This is a genomic window from Streptomyces tritici, from assembly GCF_048500665.1.
Taxonomy (GTDB): Bacteria; Actinomycetota; Actinomycetes; order Streptomycetales; family Streptomycetaceae; genus Streptomyces; species Streptomyces tritici.
In genome coordinates, this window is record NZ_CP183183.1 from 2,689,083 (window position 1) to 2,703,279 (window position 14,197).

Below are 14,197 nucleotides of genomic sequence, written 5' to 3' on the forward strand. Positions count from 1 at the left end.
ACTCCCTGAACGGCTTGAAGGAGGTGGCTGCCCCGATGTCCAGGGCGAGGGTGGCACGCCGGATCGCGGCGGGCGCGGCGTACGGCGGAGGCGGGATCGGGCTCCTCGGGGTGGCCACGGTGGGCGTGCTGCTCGCCGAGGTGCAGCTGGCCAGGAGGTCCGTGGGCGGGGGCGTGGCGCCGCTCGCCCCGACGGCGGACGGCCGCTACGGGCGGTCCTTCGAGCAGCCGGGGAGCGGGGAGGAGCCGCTGCGGCTGGCCCTTCTGGGTGATTCGACGGCCGCCGGGCAGGGGGTGCGCCGGGCGGGTCAGACGCCGGGGGCGCTGCTGGCCTCGGGGCTCTCCGCGGTCGCCGAGCGGCCCGTGGACCTGCGGAACGTGGCGCTGCCGGGGGCGCGCTCGGACGACCTGGACCGGCAGGTGTCACTGCTGCTGTCCGCGGCGGGCGGGCCGCCCGACGTGTGCGTGATCATGATCGGCGCGAACGACGTGACGCACCGCATCTCGCCGACGGAGTCGGTGCGGCACCTGGCGGCGGCGGTGCGGCGGCTGCGGACGGCGGGCGCGGAGGTGGTGGTCGGCACCTGCCCGGACCTCGGGACGATCGAGCCGGTGTACCAGCCGCTGCGCTGGCTGGCCCGGCGGGCCTCGCGGCAGCTGGCGGCGGCGCAGACGATCGTGGTGGTCGAGCAGGGCGGGCGGACGGTGTCGCTGGGCGACCTGCTCGGCCCGGAGTTCGAGGCGAACCCGCGCGAGATGTTCGGGGTGGACAACTTCCACCCCTCGGCGGAGGGGTACGCGACGGCGGCGATGGCGGTGCTGCCGACGGTGTGCGCCGCGCTGGGCGTCTGGCCGGAGGAGGAGCGGCTGGAGGTCGACCGCCGCGAGGGCATGCTTCCGGTGGCCAAGGCCGCGGCGGAGGCGGCCGCGGAGGCCGGTACGGAGGTCACGGGCGCCCGCGCCCCCTGGGCGCTCCTGCGGCACCGCCGGCGCAGGCGGGTCGCCACCCCCGCGGAGGCCCCCGCCCCCACCGACACCCGGGCGCCGTGAGGCCCGAGCGAGGCAGCCTGAGCGAGCGCTTAGAAAAGAGGTTTGTGTCACACCGTCCGAGCGGTGACCCGTGCCGTACGTACAGGTAGCTTCGCTGGGGGGTGTCCGGCGGATCAGGGTCGGACAGGCCGCGGCGCCTGGTGCGGTGCATCGCAAGGCGCCGGAGCGGCTCGACAGCGGAGCTGTCGGGGCGTTTCGGCAACGCCGCGAGGTGCCGTGCCAGGCGCCGCGGCCCCGGCCATGATCCGCCGGACACCCCCTGAGTCCCTCGTCGTCGCGCCACACCATGGAGCCGTGATGCCCGAAGCCGTCATCGTCTCGACCGCCCGCTCCCCGATCGGCCGGGCCTTCAAGGGTTCCCTGAAGGACCTGCGGCCGGACGACCTGACCGCGACCATCATCCAGGCCGCCCTCGCCAAGGTCCCCGAGCTGGACCCGCGCGACATCGACGACCTGATGCTCGGCTGCGGTCTGCCCGGCGGCGAGCAGGGCAACAACCTGGGCCGCATCGTGGCGGTGCAGATGGGCATGGACCACCTGCCGGGCTGCACCATCACCCGCTACTGCTCCTCGTCGCTGCAGACCTCCCGCATGGCGCTGCACGCCATCAAGGCCGGCGAGGGTGACGTCTTCATCTCCGCGGGCGTCGAGATGGTCTCCCGCTTCACCAAGGGCAACTCCGACTCGCTGCCCGACACGCACAACCCGCTCTTCGCCGAGGCCGAGGCCCGCACCGCGGCCGTCGCCGCGTCCGAGGGCTCCACCTGGCACGACCCGCGCGAGGACGGCCTCGTCCCGGACGCGTACATCGCCATGGGCCAGACCGCGGAGAACCTGGCCCGCTGGAAGGGCATCAGCCGCCGCGAGATGGACGAGTTCGGCGTCCGCTCGCAGAACCTCGCCGAGCAGGCCATCAAGAACGGCTTCTGGGAGCGCGAGATCACCCCGGTGACGCTGCCCGACGGCACCGTCGTCTCGAAGGACGACGGCCCGCGCGCCGGCGTCAGCCTGGAGGGCGTGGAGGGCCTGAAGCCGGTCTTCCGCCCCGACGGCCTGGTCACCGCCGCCAACTGCTGCCCGCTGAACGACGGCGCCGCGGCCCTCGTGATCATGTCCGACACCAAGGCGCGCGAGCTGGGCCTGACCCCGCTGGCCCGCATCGTCTCCACCGGCGTCTCCGGCCTCTCCCCGGAGATCATGGGCCTGGGCCCGGTCGAGGCGTCCAAGCAGGCCCTGAAGCGGGCCGGCCTGACCGTCGACGACATCGACCTGTTCGAGATCAACGAGGCCTTCGCCGCCCAGGTGATCCCCTCGTACCAGGACCTCGGCATCCCGCTGGACAAGCTGAACGTCAACGGCGGCGCCATCGCCGTCGGCCACCCCTTCGGCATGACCGGCGCCCGCCTCACCGGCACGCTCATCAACGGTCTGCAGTTCCACGACAAGCAGTTCGGCCTGGAGACCATGTGCGTCGGCGGCGGCCAGGGCATGGCCATGGTGATCGAGCGCCTGAGCTGACGACGCTCGCGCGCCTCCCCGGACGCGGCCCCGGCAACCGTGCCGCGTCCGAGCCGTGACCGAATCTCCCCCAGGATGTGACCTACATCCCGGGGGAGAAGCATTTTCCCAGGTCAGAGCCGTTTCGGGACTAAACACCAGGCATAAATACCTGTCCATTTCGTGACGTAATGCACTGACAGGGGGTCCCACCCCACGACAAGCTGATGTAGGAAGTCGGGGGATCGACTCGGATTGGGAGTACGTCAGTGAGCGCCATGTCTCTTGCCCTGCTGGTGACCACGGCCGCCGCCACGGTGGTGGGCGCCGCTGCCCTCCACGCCGCCCACGGTCTCCGCAAGCAGGTCACCGCCCTGCGCGGTGAGCTCTCCGCGACCCGGAGCCCCTCCGTCCCGCACGCCCGGCAGACGCCCGCCGTCGAGATACGGGCCGCGGTCGCCGAGGCCCTGGCCGAGGAGCGCGAGCGCGAGCTGGCCGAGGCGCGGGCCTTCTGGGCCGCGCAGGAGGCCCGTGACGCCGCGGACGCCCCGTCCGCGCTGGGCGGCCTGTCCGGCTCCGTCGAGGACGGCCCGTACTACGTGCCGCGCCAGGCCGACTTCGCGGGCCTGGAGGCCCTCGGTCTGGAGGCCATGGAGCTGGAGGCAGCCGCCCTGGAGGCCGCGTCGCTCGACGCCGCGACCCTGGAGGCCGCCGCCCTGGAAGAGGTCCTGGACGACATCCCGGAGCTCACCGAGTACGCCGAGGACTCCCCCGAGCTCGCCGCGGCCCGCCGCCGGCACCCCTCGCACCCCGACTTCGTCCCGGTCCGCACCCCCGTGGTCACCGACCACGAGCGCACCGTGGCCCGCCTGGAGGAACTCGCCGACGACCGCACCGCGCTCACCGACGTGCGCCCCGGTCCGCTCGGCACCCTCGACGTGTACGTCTTCGCCGACGGCACCACCCTGTGCATGACCCCCGGCCACCGGGAGACCGCGGAGCGGCTCGCCGAGGCCCTGCGCCAGGGCAAGAGCCCGGTCCTGCTCGGCGGCTCGGGCGTCTCCGGCGCGTACGCGCTCACCTTCGCCTGCGGCGACGCCGAGGGCGACGAGAACGTCTACATCCTCGCGGACCGCGTGATCGCCTCGCTGTGACCCGCGCGGGGCCGCCGCGGCCCCGACCCGGGCCCCTAGAGCCCCGAGCGCGCCTGCGCCTCCCGCACCTCCCGTACGGCCTCGTCCAGCTCCCCCTCGGGGACGCCGGACGGGGCCGTCCGCAGAATCTCCGCCAAATCGTTCCCCGCGACCACCAGTTGGTCCGCGACCGTGAACACCCCGGCGTCCGGCATGATCCGCGGCTCCGTCCCCGGCGACTCCAGGCGCTGGGCCCGCCGGGACAACTCCCTGGCCAGAGCCAGTCCCTCGGCGGCCGCGCCGCGCTGCAGCCGGCTCTGCGGGGCGGCCCGCAGCCGGTCGGCGAACCGGTCCACGGCGTCGTTCAGCTCCGTCGTATCGCGCACAGCGCGACCCTACGCGCCCCGGCGGCACTGTTGCCAACGGGCGAACGCTCAGGCACGGTGACGTGAAGGAGCAACGGCAACACGCGTCCGGAGGCGCCGATGTCCCACGTCTTCTCCGAAGAGACCCACCGCAACCTGCTCGCCCGCATCCCCCACTGCACCGGTCGTGAAGTGGCCGACTGGCTGCGCACCGTGGAGGAAGGCCCCTCCCTCGTCCGCTTCGAGGAGAAGGTCAGCTGGCTCCGCGGCGCGCACGACCTCGCCTACGGACACGCGAAGGCGATCATCCACGAGTACGACCTCCGCCGAGCCGCCCGCCGGCTTCTCTGAGCGGTACGCGGAAGGGCCCGCCCGGCGGTCGCCGGACGGGCCCTTCCTCATGTCCCTCGTCGCCGGGGGACTGCCCCGGCGGGGCGACTAGTCGTCGCCGGAGAAGATCGCGACGAGGCGCAGCATCTCCAGGTAGATCCAGACCAGCGACATGGTCAGGCCGAAGGCGGCGAGCCAGGACTCCTCGCGCGGAGCGCCGTAGGCGATGCCGTCCTCGATCTGCTTGAAGTCGAGGGTCAGGAAGAAGCAGCCGATCAGGATCGCCAGGATGCCGACGATCGCGCCGAGCGGGCCGAAGCTCCGCAGGCCGCCGTCGTCGACCGCGCCGAAGACGCTGAGCAGCAGGTTGACGGCCATGACGACCACGAAGGCGATCGCGATGGTCATGCCGATGCGGGCGTAGCGGGCGGTGACCCGGATCCAGCGCTGCTTGTACATGAACAGCGTGGCGCCGGAGACCGCCATGGTGCCGAGCACGGCCTGGAAGGGCGCGCCGGACCAGCGGGCGTTGAACATCTCGCTGATCACGCCGAGGAAGATGCCCTCGAACGCGGCGTAGCCGATGATCAGCGCGGGCGACGGGGTCCGCTTGAACGACTGGACGATCGCCAGCACGAAGGCCACGAGGGCGGCGCCGATCGCCAGACCGTAGCTGGTCGGCGACACCGGCAGCAGGGCCCAGGCGAGGACCGCGCCGACGACGACCGTACCGAGGGTCATGGCCGTGCGGGTGACGACGTCGTCCATCGTCATGGCGCCCGTGCGGACCGGCGCGGGGGCGCCGTACTGCGTGTCCTGCGGGGCGTAGGGGTTGGTGGCGTACGGGTTGCCGGCACCCTGGGCGTACGGGTTGGCCGCGCCCTGCGCGTACGGGTTCGTCCCGACGGCGGGGCCCCCGGCCTGCGGCTGCTGCGCGTTGAAGCCCGCGTAGCCGTTGTCGCGGCTGAACCCCCGTCGCGAGAAGACCGGGTTGCTGCTCCTCATCTCACTCCTCCATGGCCGCACTGCGCGGCCTTGCGTCAAGAGTAATGCGGAAGCAAAAGAATCTCCCTAGTGCTCCGGGAGGAGATTTCCCGTACCCCGGGTGGCCCGGGGTCGGCGTCGGGGTGACCCGGGGGCGACGTCGGGGGAGAAAGTGCCCGGAACCGGACTCGAACCGGTACGGCCCGAAGGCCAGCGAGGTTTAAGCTCGCCGTGTCTGCATTCCACCATCCGGGCAGGGCTCGCGGGCTCCGCGTGCGCACATGAGCCTATCGGGACGCTTCCCTCGTTCAGCGGAACAGTGGCCCGATGTTGTCTTATTTTATTGACGTCTGAGGGTGCGTCAGTGCAGGTCGGGGACGTTCTGGTGAACTCTGACGGGGCTCGCAGGCGCAAAGGTGTACACGCGGGAATGACGAAAAGTCGCCGCCCGGTGACGCATTCCCCCGCGGGGTACCCGCCCGCCGGCGGGGCTCGGGGTCGCCGTCATACCTCAGGATGAGGGGCCGGGGTCCCGGTCCGACCGGAGACTGCCCCGGGAACGGGCACCTGGACGGACGACCGCCGGACGGACGGCCGACACGATGGAGGGGTTCCGAAACGTTCGTTCCGACAGGAGTCCCCGTGACCACCACCCCGACCGTGCCCCGTGTCACCGCGGCCGCCGCCCGCGCCATGGAACTGACCAAGGTCTACGGACAGGGCGAGACCCAGGTGGTCGCCCTCGACCGGGTCACCGTGGACTTCCGGCAGGGCGAGTTCACCGCGATCATGGGCCCCTCGGGCTCGGGCAAGTCCACGCTGATGCACTGCGTGGCGGGCCTGGACTCGTTCAGCTCCGGCTCCGTCCGGATCGGCGACACCGAGCTCGGCACCCTCAAGGACAAGCAGCTCACGCAGCTGCGCCGGGACAAGATCGGCTTCATCTTCCAGGCGTTCAACCTGCTCCCGACGCTGAGCGCCCTGGAGAACATCACGCTGCCGATGGACATCGCCGGCCGCAAGCCCGACCGGCAGTGGCTGGACACGGTCATCGAGATGATCGGGCTCTCCGGCCGGCTGAGCCACCGCCCCGCGCAGCTCTCCGGCGGCCAGCAGCAGCGCGTGGCCGTGGCCCGGGCGCTGGCCTCCCGGCCCGAGATCATCTTCGGCGACGAGCCCACCGGAAACCTGGACTCCCGCTCCGGCGCCGAGGTGCTGGGCTTCCTGCGCAACTCGGTGCGCGAACTCGGGCAGACCGTCGTCATGGTCACCCACGACCCGGTCGCCGCCTCCTACGCGGACCGGGTGATCTTCCTCGCGGACGGCCGGATCGTCGACGAGATGCTGCGCCCCACGGCGGACGGCGTCCTCGACCGGATGAAGGCCTTCGACGCCAAGGGCCGCACGAGCTGACCCGCCGCGCGCTCCGGCCGGCCGGCCCCGCGCCGACCGGCGCCGGCCCGCGCCCGCGTCCCGATCCGATCCTCTCCTCAGGACTCACACCACCATGTTCCGTACCGCCCTGCGCAACGTGCTCGCGCACAAGGCCAGACTGCTGATGACCGTGCTCGCCGTGATGCTCGGCGTGGCCTTCGTCTCCGGCACCCTGGTCTTCACCGACACCCTCGGCAACGCCTTCCGCAGCCAGTCCGCCAAGAGCTACGACGACGTCGCCGTCGCCATCAGCGCCCGGCCCTCCCCCGAGGACGCCACGAAGACCCCCGGCCTGTCGCAGCAGGTCCTCGACAAGGTCGCGAAGCTCGACGGCGTCGCGTCCGTCACCGGCCGCGTCGACGGCTTCGCCGGCGTCGCCGACAAGGACGGGAAGCTGATCGGCGCCGGCTGGTCCAACAAGGGCACCAACTTCGCCCCCGGCGCGGACGGCAAGGACCCCGCGTACGACTTCACCGACGGCGCCGGCCCCACGCAGGACGGCCAGGTCGCCCTCGACAAGGACACCGCCGCCAAGGGCGGCTACCGGGTCGGCGACACCGTCCGCGTGGCCACCAACGGACCGGTGCGCGCGTTCACCCTCTCCGGCGTCTTCACCACCGAGGACGGCGCCGTCAACGCCGGCGGCAGCCTGATCCTCTTCGACACCGACGTGGCGCAGAAGCTCTACCTGAAGCCCGGCTGGTACGCGGAGGCCACCGTCACCGCCGCGAAGGGCGCCGACGACGCCGCGCTGGCCGACGCGATCGTGCCGCTGCTGCCGGACTTCGGCACGGCCCAGACCGGGAAGGCCCTCGCCGACCAGCAGGCGAAGGAGATCGAGAGCGGGCTCGGCGCGCTCAACCAGGTGCTGCTCGGCTTCGCTGCCATCGCCCTCTTCGTCGGCGTCTTCCTCATCTCCAACACCTTCTCGATGCTGGTCGCCCAGCGCACCAAGGAGCTGGCCCTGCTCCGCGCGGTCGGCGCCTCGCGCCGCCAGATCACCCGCTCGGTGCTGATCGAGGCCCTCCTCGTCGGCCTGGTCGCCTCCGCCGTCGGCTACGCCCTCGGCATCGGCCTGGCCGCCGGGCTCCGCTCGGGCATGTCCGCCTTCGGCATGAAGGTGCCCGACGGCCCCCTGGTCCTGGGCGCCACCCCCGTCCTCGCGGCGCTCGCCGTCGGCGTGATCATCACGATGGTCGCCGCCTACCTGCCGGGCCGCCGGGCCGCGAAGATCCCGCCGGTCGCGGCGATGGGCAGCGTCCACGCGGCCGCCACCGTCAAGTCGCTCGTGCTGCGGAACTCGATCGGCGGCCTGATCACCGCGATCGGCGCGGTCCTGATCTTCCTCGGCGCCTCCGAGGCCGGCGACACCGGCCGGATGCTGGTCGGTGGCGGCGCGTTCTGCGCGCTGGTCGGCGTGATCATCCTGATCCCGCTGCTCTCCCGCCCGGTCATCGCGCTCCTGAAGCCGGTCCTGCGGGGCTTCGGCGTGGCCGGCAAGCTGGCCGGCCAGAACGCGGTGCGCAACCCGCGCCGCACCGGCGCCACCGCCTCCGCGCTGGCCATCGGCCTGACCCTGGTGACCGGCCTCTCGGTGCTCGGTGCCACGGTCGGCACCGCCCTGGACAAGGCGACCGTCGACCAGATCAGGGCCGACTACATGGTCACCATGGCCGACGGCGCCGGCCCGGGCCTGGACGGCTCCGCCCTGGCCGCGCTGAGGAAGGCCCCGGGCGTCACCGCGGTCTCCCCGCAGCAGGCCGGCTACTTCGAGATCAAGGGCGACTTCCGCTCGGTCTCCGGCGTCACCCCCGGCGACGTCGAGAAGGTGCTGAACCTCAAGACCGTCGACGGCGACCTCGGCTCGCTCGCCCGCGGCGAGGTGGCGGTCGCGGACACCACCGCGAAGAAGCAGGGCTACGAGGTCGGCGACGCGCTGCCGGTCGTCTACGGCGACAAGAAGAAGGGCACGCTGACGGTCGGCGCGGTCTACGAGGAGAGCGCCTTCACCTCCCCGTTCCTGCTGGACTCCAAGCTCCTCGACGCCCACGAGGAGAAGCCGTACCTGCCGCAGATCTTCGTCCGCATGGACGGCGGCGAGTCCGCCGCCAACGAGAAGGCGCTGGTCGACGCGCTGGGGAACAACCCGGCCATGACCGTGATGGACAAGCAGGACGTCCGTGACGCCTTCGGCGGCCCGATCAACATGATGCTGAACATCATGTACGGCCTGCTCGCGATGGCCCTGATCATCGCCGTCCTCGGCGTCGTGAACACCCTCGCCATGTCGGTGTTCGAGCGGCAGCAGGAGATCGGCATGCTGCGGGCGATCGGCCTGGACCGCCGCCGCGTGAAGCGGATGGTCCGTCTGGAGGCCGTGGTCATCTCGGTGTTCGGCGCCGTGGTCGGCATCGGGCTCGGCTCGTTCCTCGGCTGGGCCGTCGGCGAGACCTTCAAGAGCAGCCTGCCGAACTACGCGCTCGTGCTGCCCTGGGACCGCATCGGGATCTTCCTGGTCCTCGCCGGACTGGTCGGCGTGCTCGCCGCCCTCTGGCCGGCCCGCAGCGCCGCACGGCTGAACATGCTGGCCGCGATCAAGGCCGAGTAGCAACCCGCGCGCGACGCGGCGAAGGGCCGGGCTCCCCCGTGGGAGTCCGGCCCTTCGCCGTACGCCTCAGTCCGTCTCGGTCCGCGTCGGTCCGGCGCCGTCCGTCTCGGTCCAGCGGCGGGGCCGCAGCGGCAGACCGCTCGCCCCCGACTCCGGCGTCCTCACCGCCAGGAACTGGTTCACGCCGATCCGGTTGCGCTCGAAGGAGACCGCCGAGGCGGCCATGTACAGCCGCCAGATCCGGGCCCGCGCCGGGGACGTCAGCCGCACCGCCCGCGCCCAGTGCTCCTCCAGGTTCCCCACCCACTCGCGCAGCGTCAGCGCGTAGTGCTCCCGCAGCGCCTCCACGTCCCGCACCTCGAAGCCGGCCTCCTCCAGGATGCTCAGGGTGCGGCCCATCGGGGCGAGTTCGCCGTCCGGGAAGACGTACGCGTCGATGAACGGGTCCACCCGGTACGCCTCCTCGTCGGGCTCCGGCCGCCGGGAGATCTGGTGGTTGAGCAGCCGGCCGCCCGGCCGGAGCAGGGCGTACAGGTCGTCCGCGTACTCCCGGTAGCGCACCGAGCCGACGTGCTCGGCCATGCCGATCGAGGAGATCGCGTCGTACGGGCCGTCCTTGACGTCCCGGTAGTCCTGGACGCGGATCTCCACCTTGTCGGCCAGCCCCTCGTCGGCGATCCGCTTGCGGGCGAATGCGGCCTGCTCGCGCGAGAGGGTGATGCCGACGACCTCGGCCCCGTACGCGCGGGCCGCGTGCATCGCCATGGAGCCCCAGCCGCAGCCCACGTCGAGCAGCCGGTCCCCGGGCTTCAGGGCCAGCTTGCGGGCGATCAGGTCCAGCTTGTCGTGCTGGGCGTCCTCCAGGGTCCCGCCGGGGGTCCAGTAGGCGCAGGAGTAGACCATGGACGGGCCGAGGACCAGGGCGTAGAAGTCGTTGCCGACGTCGTAGTGGTGGCTCACGACCTGTTTGTCGCGGCCGCGGGTGTGCAGCCGGCCGCTGCGCCGGCGCAGTTCCTCGGCCGGCGGCGGGGGCGGCGGGAGGGGGCCCCCGAGCTTCAGCAGGGCCTTGGCGGCGGCCCTGAGTTTCGGGTCGCGGACCGGGTGCACGGACGGTGCGTCGTCCCGGTCGCCGCGGTCCCACAGGAGTCCGGCGAGCCGGTCCAGCACCTCGTACAGGTCGCCCTCGACGTCGATCTCCCCGGCCACCCAGGCCCGGGCGAGGCCCAGTTCGCCCGGCTTCCACAGCAGTCGGCGCAGGGCCCGGCGCTGCCGTACGACGAGGACGGGGCCCTCCGCGGGGCCCGCCTCGCTGCCGTCCCAGGCACGCAGCCGGACCGGGAGCGGACTGCCCAGCAGGTCCTCGGCGAGAGCGGTCAGCCGCTGTGCGGCGTCGGCCATGGCGCACACCTCCGTTGATGTCGTGCCCCAGCAGTTCGTCACCAGTCACCATGGGAACACCGTCGGTAGGCGATTTCAGTCCCCTGGACGCGCAACACCGCTCAAAACACACCGAGGGGCCGTCCGCACCACGGATGGCGGACGGCCCCTACGGGGGTGATTCAGCTGTACGGCCGGAGCCTCAGGAGGCCTTGGCCTTCTCCGGAGCCGGCTTGGCGGGCGCCGGGGCCGGCTTGGCGGCCTCGTAGAACTCCTCGCGCGGCGACTCGATGGCGCCGAGCGAGACGACCTCGCGCTTGAGGAACATCGCCAGGGTCCAGTCGGCGAAGACGCGGATCTTGCGGTTCCAGGTCGGCATGGCCAGACCGTGGTAGCCACGGTGCATGTACCAGGCGAGCCGGCCCTTGAGCTTGATCTTCATCTTGCCCATGACGATCATGGCGACGCCCTTGTGGAGGCCGAGGCCCGCCACCGCACCCTTGTTGGAGTGCTCGTACGTCTTCTGCGGGAAGCCGCGCATGCCGGCCACCACGTTGTCGCCGAGGACCTTGGCCTGGCGCAGGGCGTGCTGGGCGTTCGGCGGGCACCAGGCGTTCTCGTTGCCGGCCTTGCGGGCGGCGACGTCCGGGACCTGGGCGTTGTCGCCGGCGGCCCAGATGTAGTCGGTGCCCTGGACCTGGAGCTTCTCCGAGGTGTCCACGTGGCCGCGGGGTCCGAGCGGCAGACCGAAGCGGGCGAGGGCCGGGTTCGGCTTGACGCCGGCGGTCCACACGATCGTGTTGGAGTCGACCTCGAGGCCGTTCTTCAGCACGACGTGGCCGTCGACGCAGGAGTCCATGGAGGTCGAGAGGTAGATCTCGATCCCGCGGCTCTCCAGGTGCTCCTTGCCGTACTGGCCGAGCTTGGGGCCGACCTCGGGAAGGATCTTGTCGGCCGCGTCCACCAGGATGAACCGCATGTCCTCGCGGCTCACGTTCTGGTAGTACTTCGCGGCGTCGCGGGCCATGTCCTCGACCTCGCCGATGGTCTCCGCGCCGGCGAAGCCGCCGCCCACGAAGACGAAGGTCAGCGCCTTGCGGCGGACCTCCTCGTCGGTCGTCGAGTCGGCCTTGTCCAGCTGCTCGAGGACGTGGTTGCGCAGGCCGATGGCCTCCTCGATGCCCTTCATGCCGATGCCCTGCTCGGCGAGGCCGGGGATCGGGAAGGTGCGGGAGACGGCACCCATCGCGATGACCAGGTAGTCGAACGGCAGCTCGTACGCCTCGCCCACGAGGGGCGCGATCGTGGCGACCTTGCGGTCCTGGTCGATGGTGGTGACCCGACCGGTGAGCACCTCCGCACCGCGGACGACGCGTCGCAGCGGGACGACGACGTGGCGCGGGGAGATGCTGCCGGCGGCGGCTTCGGGGAGGAAGGGCTGGTAGGTCATGTACGACCGCGGGTCGACGACCGTGACGGTCGCCTCGCCGTAGCGCATCTTCTTGAGAATGCGCCGAGCTGCGTACAGGCCTACGTACCCACCGCCTACTACGAGGATCCTGGGACGCTCCGTGGTGCTCATGCCATCGAGTATCCACCCGCTCGGAGGGGGTCGCTCGTGCGCCCCTTCACAAGCTTGTGGACCACCTCTGCTACACTCCGCCGCCCACGTGACCCAGGTCATGTTGCCGCAAAGGAACCCCGGTGCATGGGTGAACGTTGTTCACCCCCGTTGAACTGGCCCAGAGAGCCGTACGTAACGCCGGACGGCCGGGCCCGTTCACGCGATGGAAACAACGAGCGAACTCGGGCCCGCACCTACGAAAGAGCCCCGACAGGGGCGTCGGAGGCTCAGAAGACCCTCCTGAGACGCTCCTCGGCCCCCATCAGGGGCTTTTTCTTGTGAAGAACTTCACGAAGTTTTTCCGACGGGGTGTCGCCGGATGGCCGAAGGCCCGGTCCTTATGCGACCGACAGGGCGATTCCGTCGAGAATGTCGTGCTCGCTGACCACGACCTGACGAGCTCCGGTGCGCTCCATGATCTCCCTCAGGACCAGCGCGCCCGCCACGATCACGTCCACCCGGCCGGGGTGCATCACCGGGATCGCGGCACGCTCGTCGTGCGTGGAGGCCAGCAGCCGCTCGGTCACGGCGACGACCTGCTCGTACGGGATCACGGCGCGGTGGATCTTCGTGGAGTCGTACTCCGGCAGGTCCAGCGCGATCGCGGCGACCGTGGTGACCGAACCGGCCAGGCCGACCAGCGTCTCGGCCGAGGCCAGCGGCACGGTCTCCTCGGCGAGGTCCAGCGCGGCCCGGACGTCGGCGCGGATCGCGGCGGCCTCCTCGGCGCTCACCGGGTCGTGCCGCACATGCCGCTCGGTGAGCCGGACGCAGCCGATGTCGACCGAACGGGCCGCGTCCACCTGCCTGTTGCCGACGACGAACTCGGTCGAGCCGCCGCCGATGTCCACCACCAGGTACCGGTCGTCCCCGTCCAGCTCCGAGGTCGCGCCGGTGAAGGAGAACGCGGCCTCCTGGTCCCCGGAGATCACCTCGGGCTCCACGCCCAGGATGTCCACCACCCCCGCGACGAACTCGTCACGGTTCTCGGCGTCCCGCGAGGCGGAGGTGGCGACGAAGCGCAGCCGCTCGGCGCCCAGCTCCCTGATCACGGCCGCGTAGTCGCGGCAGGCCGCGAACGTCCGCTCCAGCGCCTCCGGGGCCAGCCGGCCGGTCCGGTCCACGCCCTGGCCGAGCCGGACGATCGTCATCCGCCGGTCCAGCTCGATCAGCTCACCGGTCTCCGGGTGGACGTCGGCGACGAGCAGGCGGATGGAGTTGGTCCCGCAGTCGATGCCCGCGACACGGGTCACTGGCCCTCCTCCTTCTCCTTCTCGTCCGTGCACGGCGTGACGCAGGGGCCCTTGGCCCACCACTCCGGCAGCATCGCCAGCGCCTCGTCGCCCAGCGGGTTCACGCCCGGGCCGGCGACCAGGGAGTGGCCGACGAGCACGTGCAGGCACTTGACCCGGTCCGGCATGCCGCCGGCGCTCGGGAAGCCCTCCAGGACCTCGATGGCGTCCCGGCGGGCGAGGTAGTCCTCGTGGGCGGCGCGGTAGGCGGCGGCCAGCTCGGGGTCGGTGCCGAGACGGGCCTGCATCTCCTTCATGACCCCGTTGGCCTCCAGCGTGCCGATCGCCGAGTTCGCCTTCGGGCACGTCAGGTAGTACGTGGTCGGGAACGGGGTGCCGTCGGGGAGCCGCGGCGCGGTCTCGACGACGTCCGGCTGCCCGCAGGGGCAGCGGTGCGCGATCGCCCGCAGGCCGCGCGGCGGGCGGCCGAGCTGCGCCTCGAACGCGGCGACGTCCGCCTCGGTGGGCGCGGTGGGTTCGGTCTGCGGAGGGGGCGTTTCCATG

At 71.9% G+C, this 14,197-nt stretch carries 12 protein-coding genes and 1 tRNA gene; 6 read left to right on the top strand and 7 right to left on the bottom strand.

What is annotated here, in order from left to right; all coding sequences use genetic code 11:
* Positions 1-35: 35 nt before the first annotated feature.
* From ACNJ93_RS12335 to ACNJ93_RS12345, 3 genes are all read left to right on the top strand, one after another.
* Entirely contained in the window at positions 36-1,049 is a 1,014-nt protein-coding gene (locus ACNJ93_RS12335) for an SGNH/GDSL hydrolase family protein (protein WP_418957434.1), read from the top strand.
* Between the two features lie 297 nt (positions 1,050-1,346).
* Entirely contained in the window at positions 1,347-2,567 is a 1,221-nt protein-coding gene (locus ACNJ93_RS12340; protein ID WP_418957435.1) for an acetyl-CoA C-acetyltransferase, read from the top strand.
* A 257-nt stretch (positions 2,568-2,824) separates the two neighbouring features.
* Entirely contained in the window at positions 2,825-3,700 is an 876-nt protein-coding gene (locus tag ACNJ93_RS12345; protein ID WP_418957436.1) for a hypothetical protein, read from the top strand.
* Positions 3,701-3,735: 35 nt separating this feature from the next.
* On the opposite strand, the gene ACNJ93_RS12350 is transcribed toward ACNJ93_RS12345, so the two are convergent.
* Entirely contained in the window at positions 3,736-4,065 is a 330-nt protein-coding gene (locus tag ACNJ93_RS12350; protein WP_418957437.1) for a hypothetical protein, read from the bottom strand.
* Positions 4,066-4,164: 99 nt separating this feature from the next.
* Here ACNJ93_RS12350 and ACNJ93_RS12355 point away from each other — a divergent pair, with 99 nt between their 5' ends.
* Entirely contained in the window at positions 4,165-4,395 is a 231-nt protein-coding gene (locus ACNJ93_RS12355; protein WP_418957438.1) for a DUF4287 domain-containing protein, read from the top strand.
* Positions 4,396-4,482: 87 nt separating this feature from the next.
* Here the strand turns inward: ACNJ93_RS12355 and ACNJ93_RS12360 are convergent, their stop codons facing one another.
* Together ACNJ93_RS12360 and ACNJ93_RS12365 are read right to left on the bottom strand one after the other, a co-directional pair.
* Positions 4,483-5,379: a Bax inhibitor-1/YccA family membrane protein gene (locus ACNJ93_RS12360; protein WP_418957439.1), complete on the bottom strand. Its 897-nt coding sequence runs from the start codon at positions 5,377-5,379 to the stop codon at positions 4,483-4,485.
* 152 nt (positions 5,380-5,531) lie between these two features.
* A tRNA-Leu gene (locus ACNJ93_RS12365) sits at positions 5,532-5,613 on the bottom strand.
* A gap of 387 nt (positions 5,614-6,000) precedes the next feature.
* Between ACNJ93_RS12365 and ACNJ93_RS12370 the strand changes: the two genes are divergently transcribed.
* Together ACNJ93_RS12370 and ACNJ93_RS12375 are read left to right on the top strand one after the other, a co-directional pair.
* Positions 6,001-6,771: an ABC transporter ATP-binding protein gene (locus ACNJ93_RS12370; RefSeq protein ID WP_418957440.1), complete on the top strand. Its 771-nt coding sequence runs from the start codon at positions 6,001-6,003 to the stop codon at positions 6,769-6,771.
* 94 nt (positions 6,772-6,865) lie between these two features.
* Positions 6,866-9,400 carry an ABC transporter permease gene (locus tag ACNJ93_RS12375; protein WP_418957441.1) on the top strand — a complete coding sequence of 845 codons (2,535 nt, stop codon included), beginning with the start codon at positions 6,866-6,868 and terminating at the stop codon, positions 9,398-9,400.
* Between the two features lie 66 nt (positions 9,401-9,466).
* On the opposite strand, the gene ACNJ93_RS12380 is transcribed toward ACNJ93_RS12375, so the two are convergent.
* From ACNJ93_RS12380 to ACNJ93_RS12395, 4 genes are all read right to left on the bottom strand, one after another.
* Positions 9,467-10,798 carry a class I SAM-dependent methyltransferase gene (locus ACNJ93_RS12380; RefSeq protein ID WP_418957442.1) on the bottom strand — a complete coding sequence of 444 codons (1,332 nt, stop codon included), beginning with the start codon at positions 10,796-10,798 and terminating at the stop codon, positions 9,467-9,469.
* A 181-nt stretch (positions 10,799-10,979) separates the two neighbouring features.
* Positions 10,980-12,359 (bottom strand): NAD(P)/FAD-dependent oxidoreductase, encoded by a 1,380-nt coding sequence (locus ACNJ93_RS12385; RefSeq protein ID WP_418957443.1) that lies wholly within the window; start codon positions 12,357-12,359, stop codon positions 10,980-10,982.
* Positions 12,360-12,739: 380 nt separating this feature from the next.
* The gene (locus tag ACNJ93_RS12390) at positions 12,740-13,654 is read right to left on the bottom strand and encodes an exopolyphosphatase (protein ID WP_418957444.1); all 915 of its coding nucleotides are present in this window, start codon (positions 13,652-13,654) and stop codon (positions 12,740-12,742) included.
* The gene (locus ACNJ93_RS12395; protein ID WP_418957445.1) at positions 13,651-14,196 is read right to left on the bottom strand and encodes a DUF501 domain-containing protein; all 546 of its coding nucleotides are present in this window, start codon (positions 14,194-14,196) and stop codon (positions 13,651-13,653) included. The genes ACNJ93_RS12390 and ACNJ93_RS12395 overlap by 4 nt, the downstream gene beginning before the upstream one ends.
* Position 14,197: the final 1 nt, after the last annotated feature.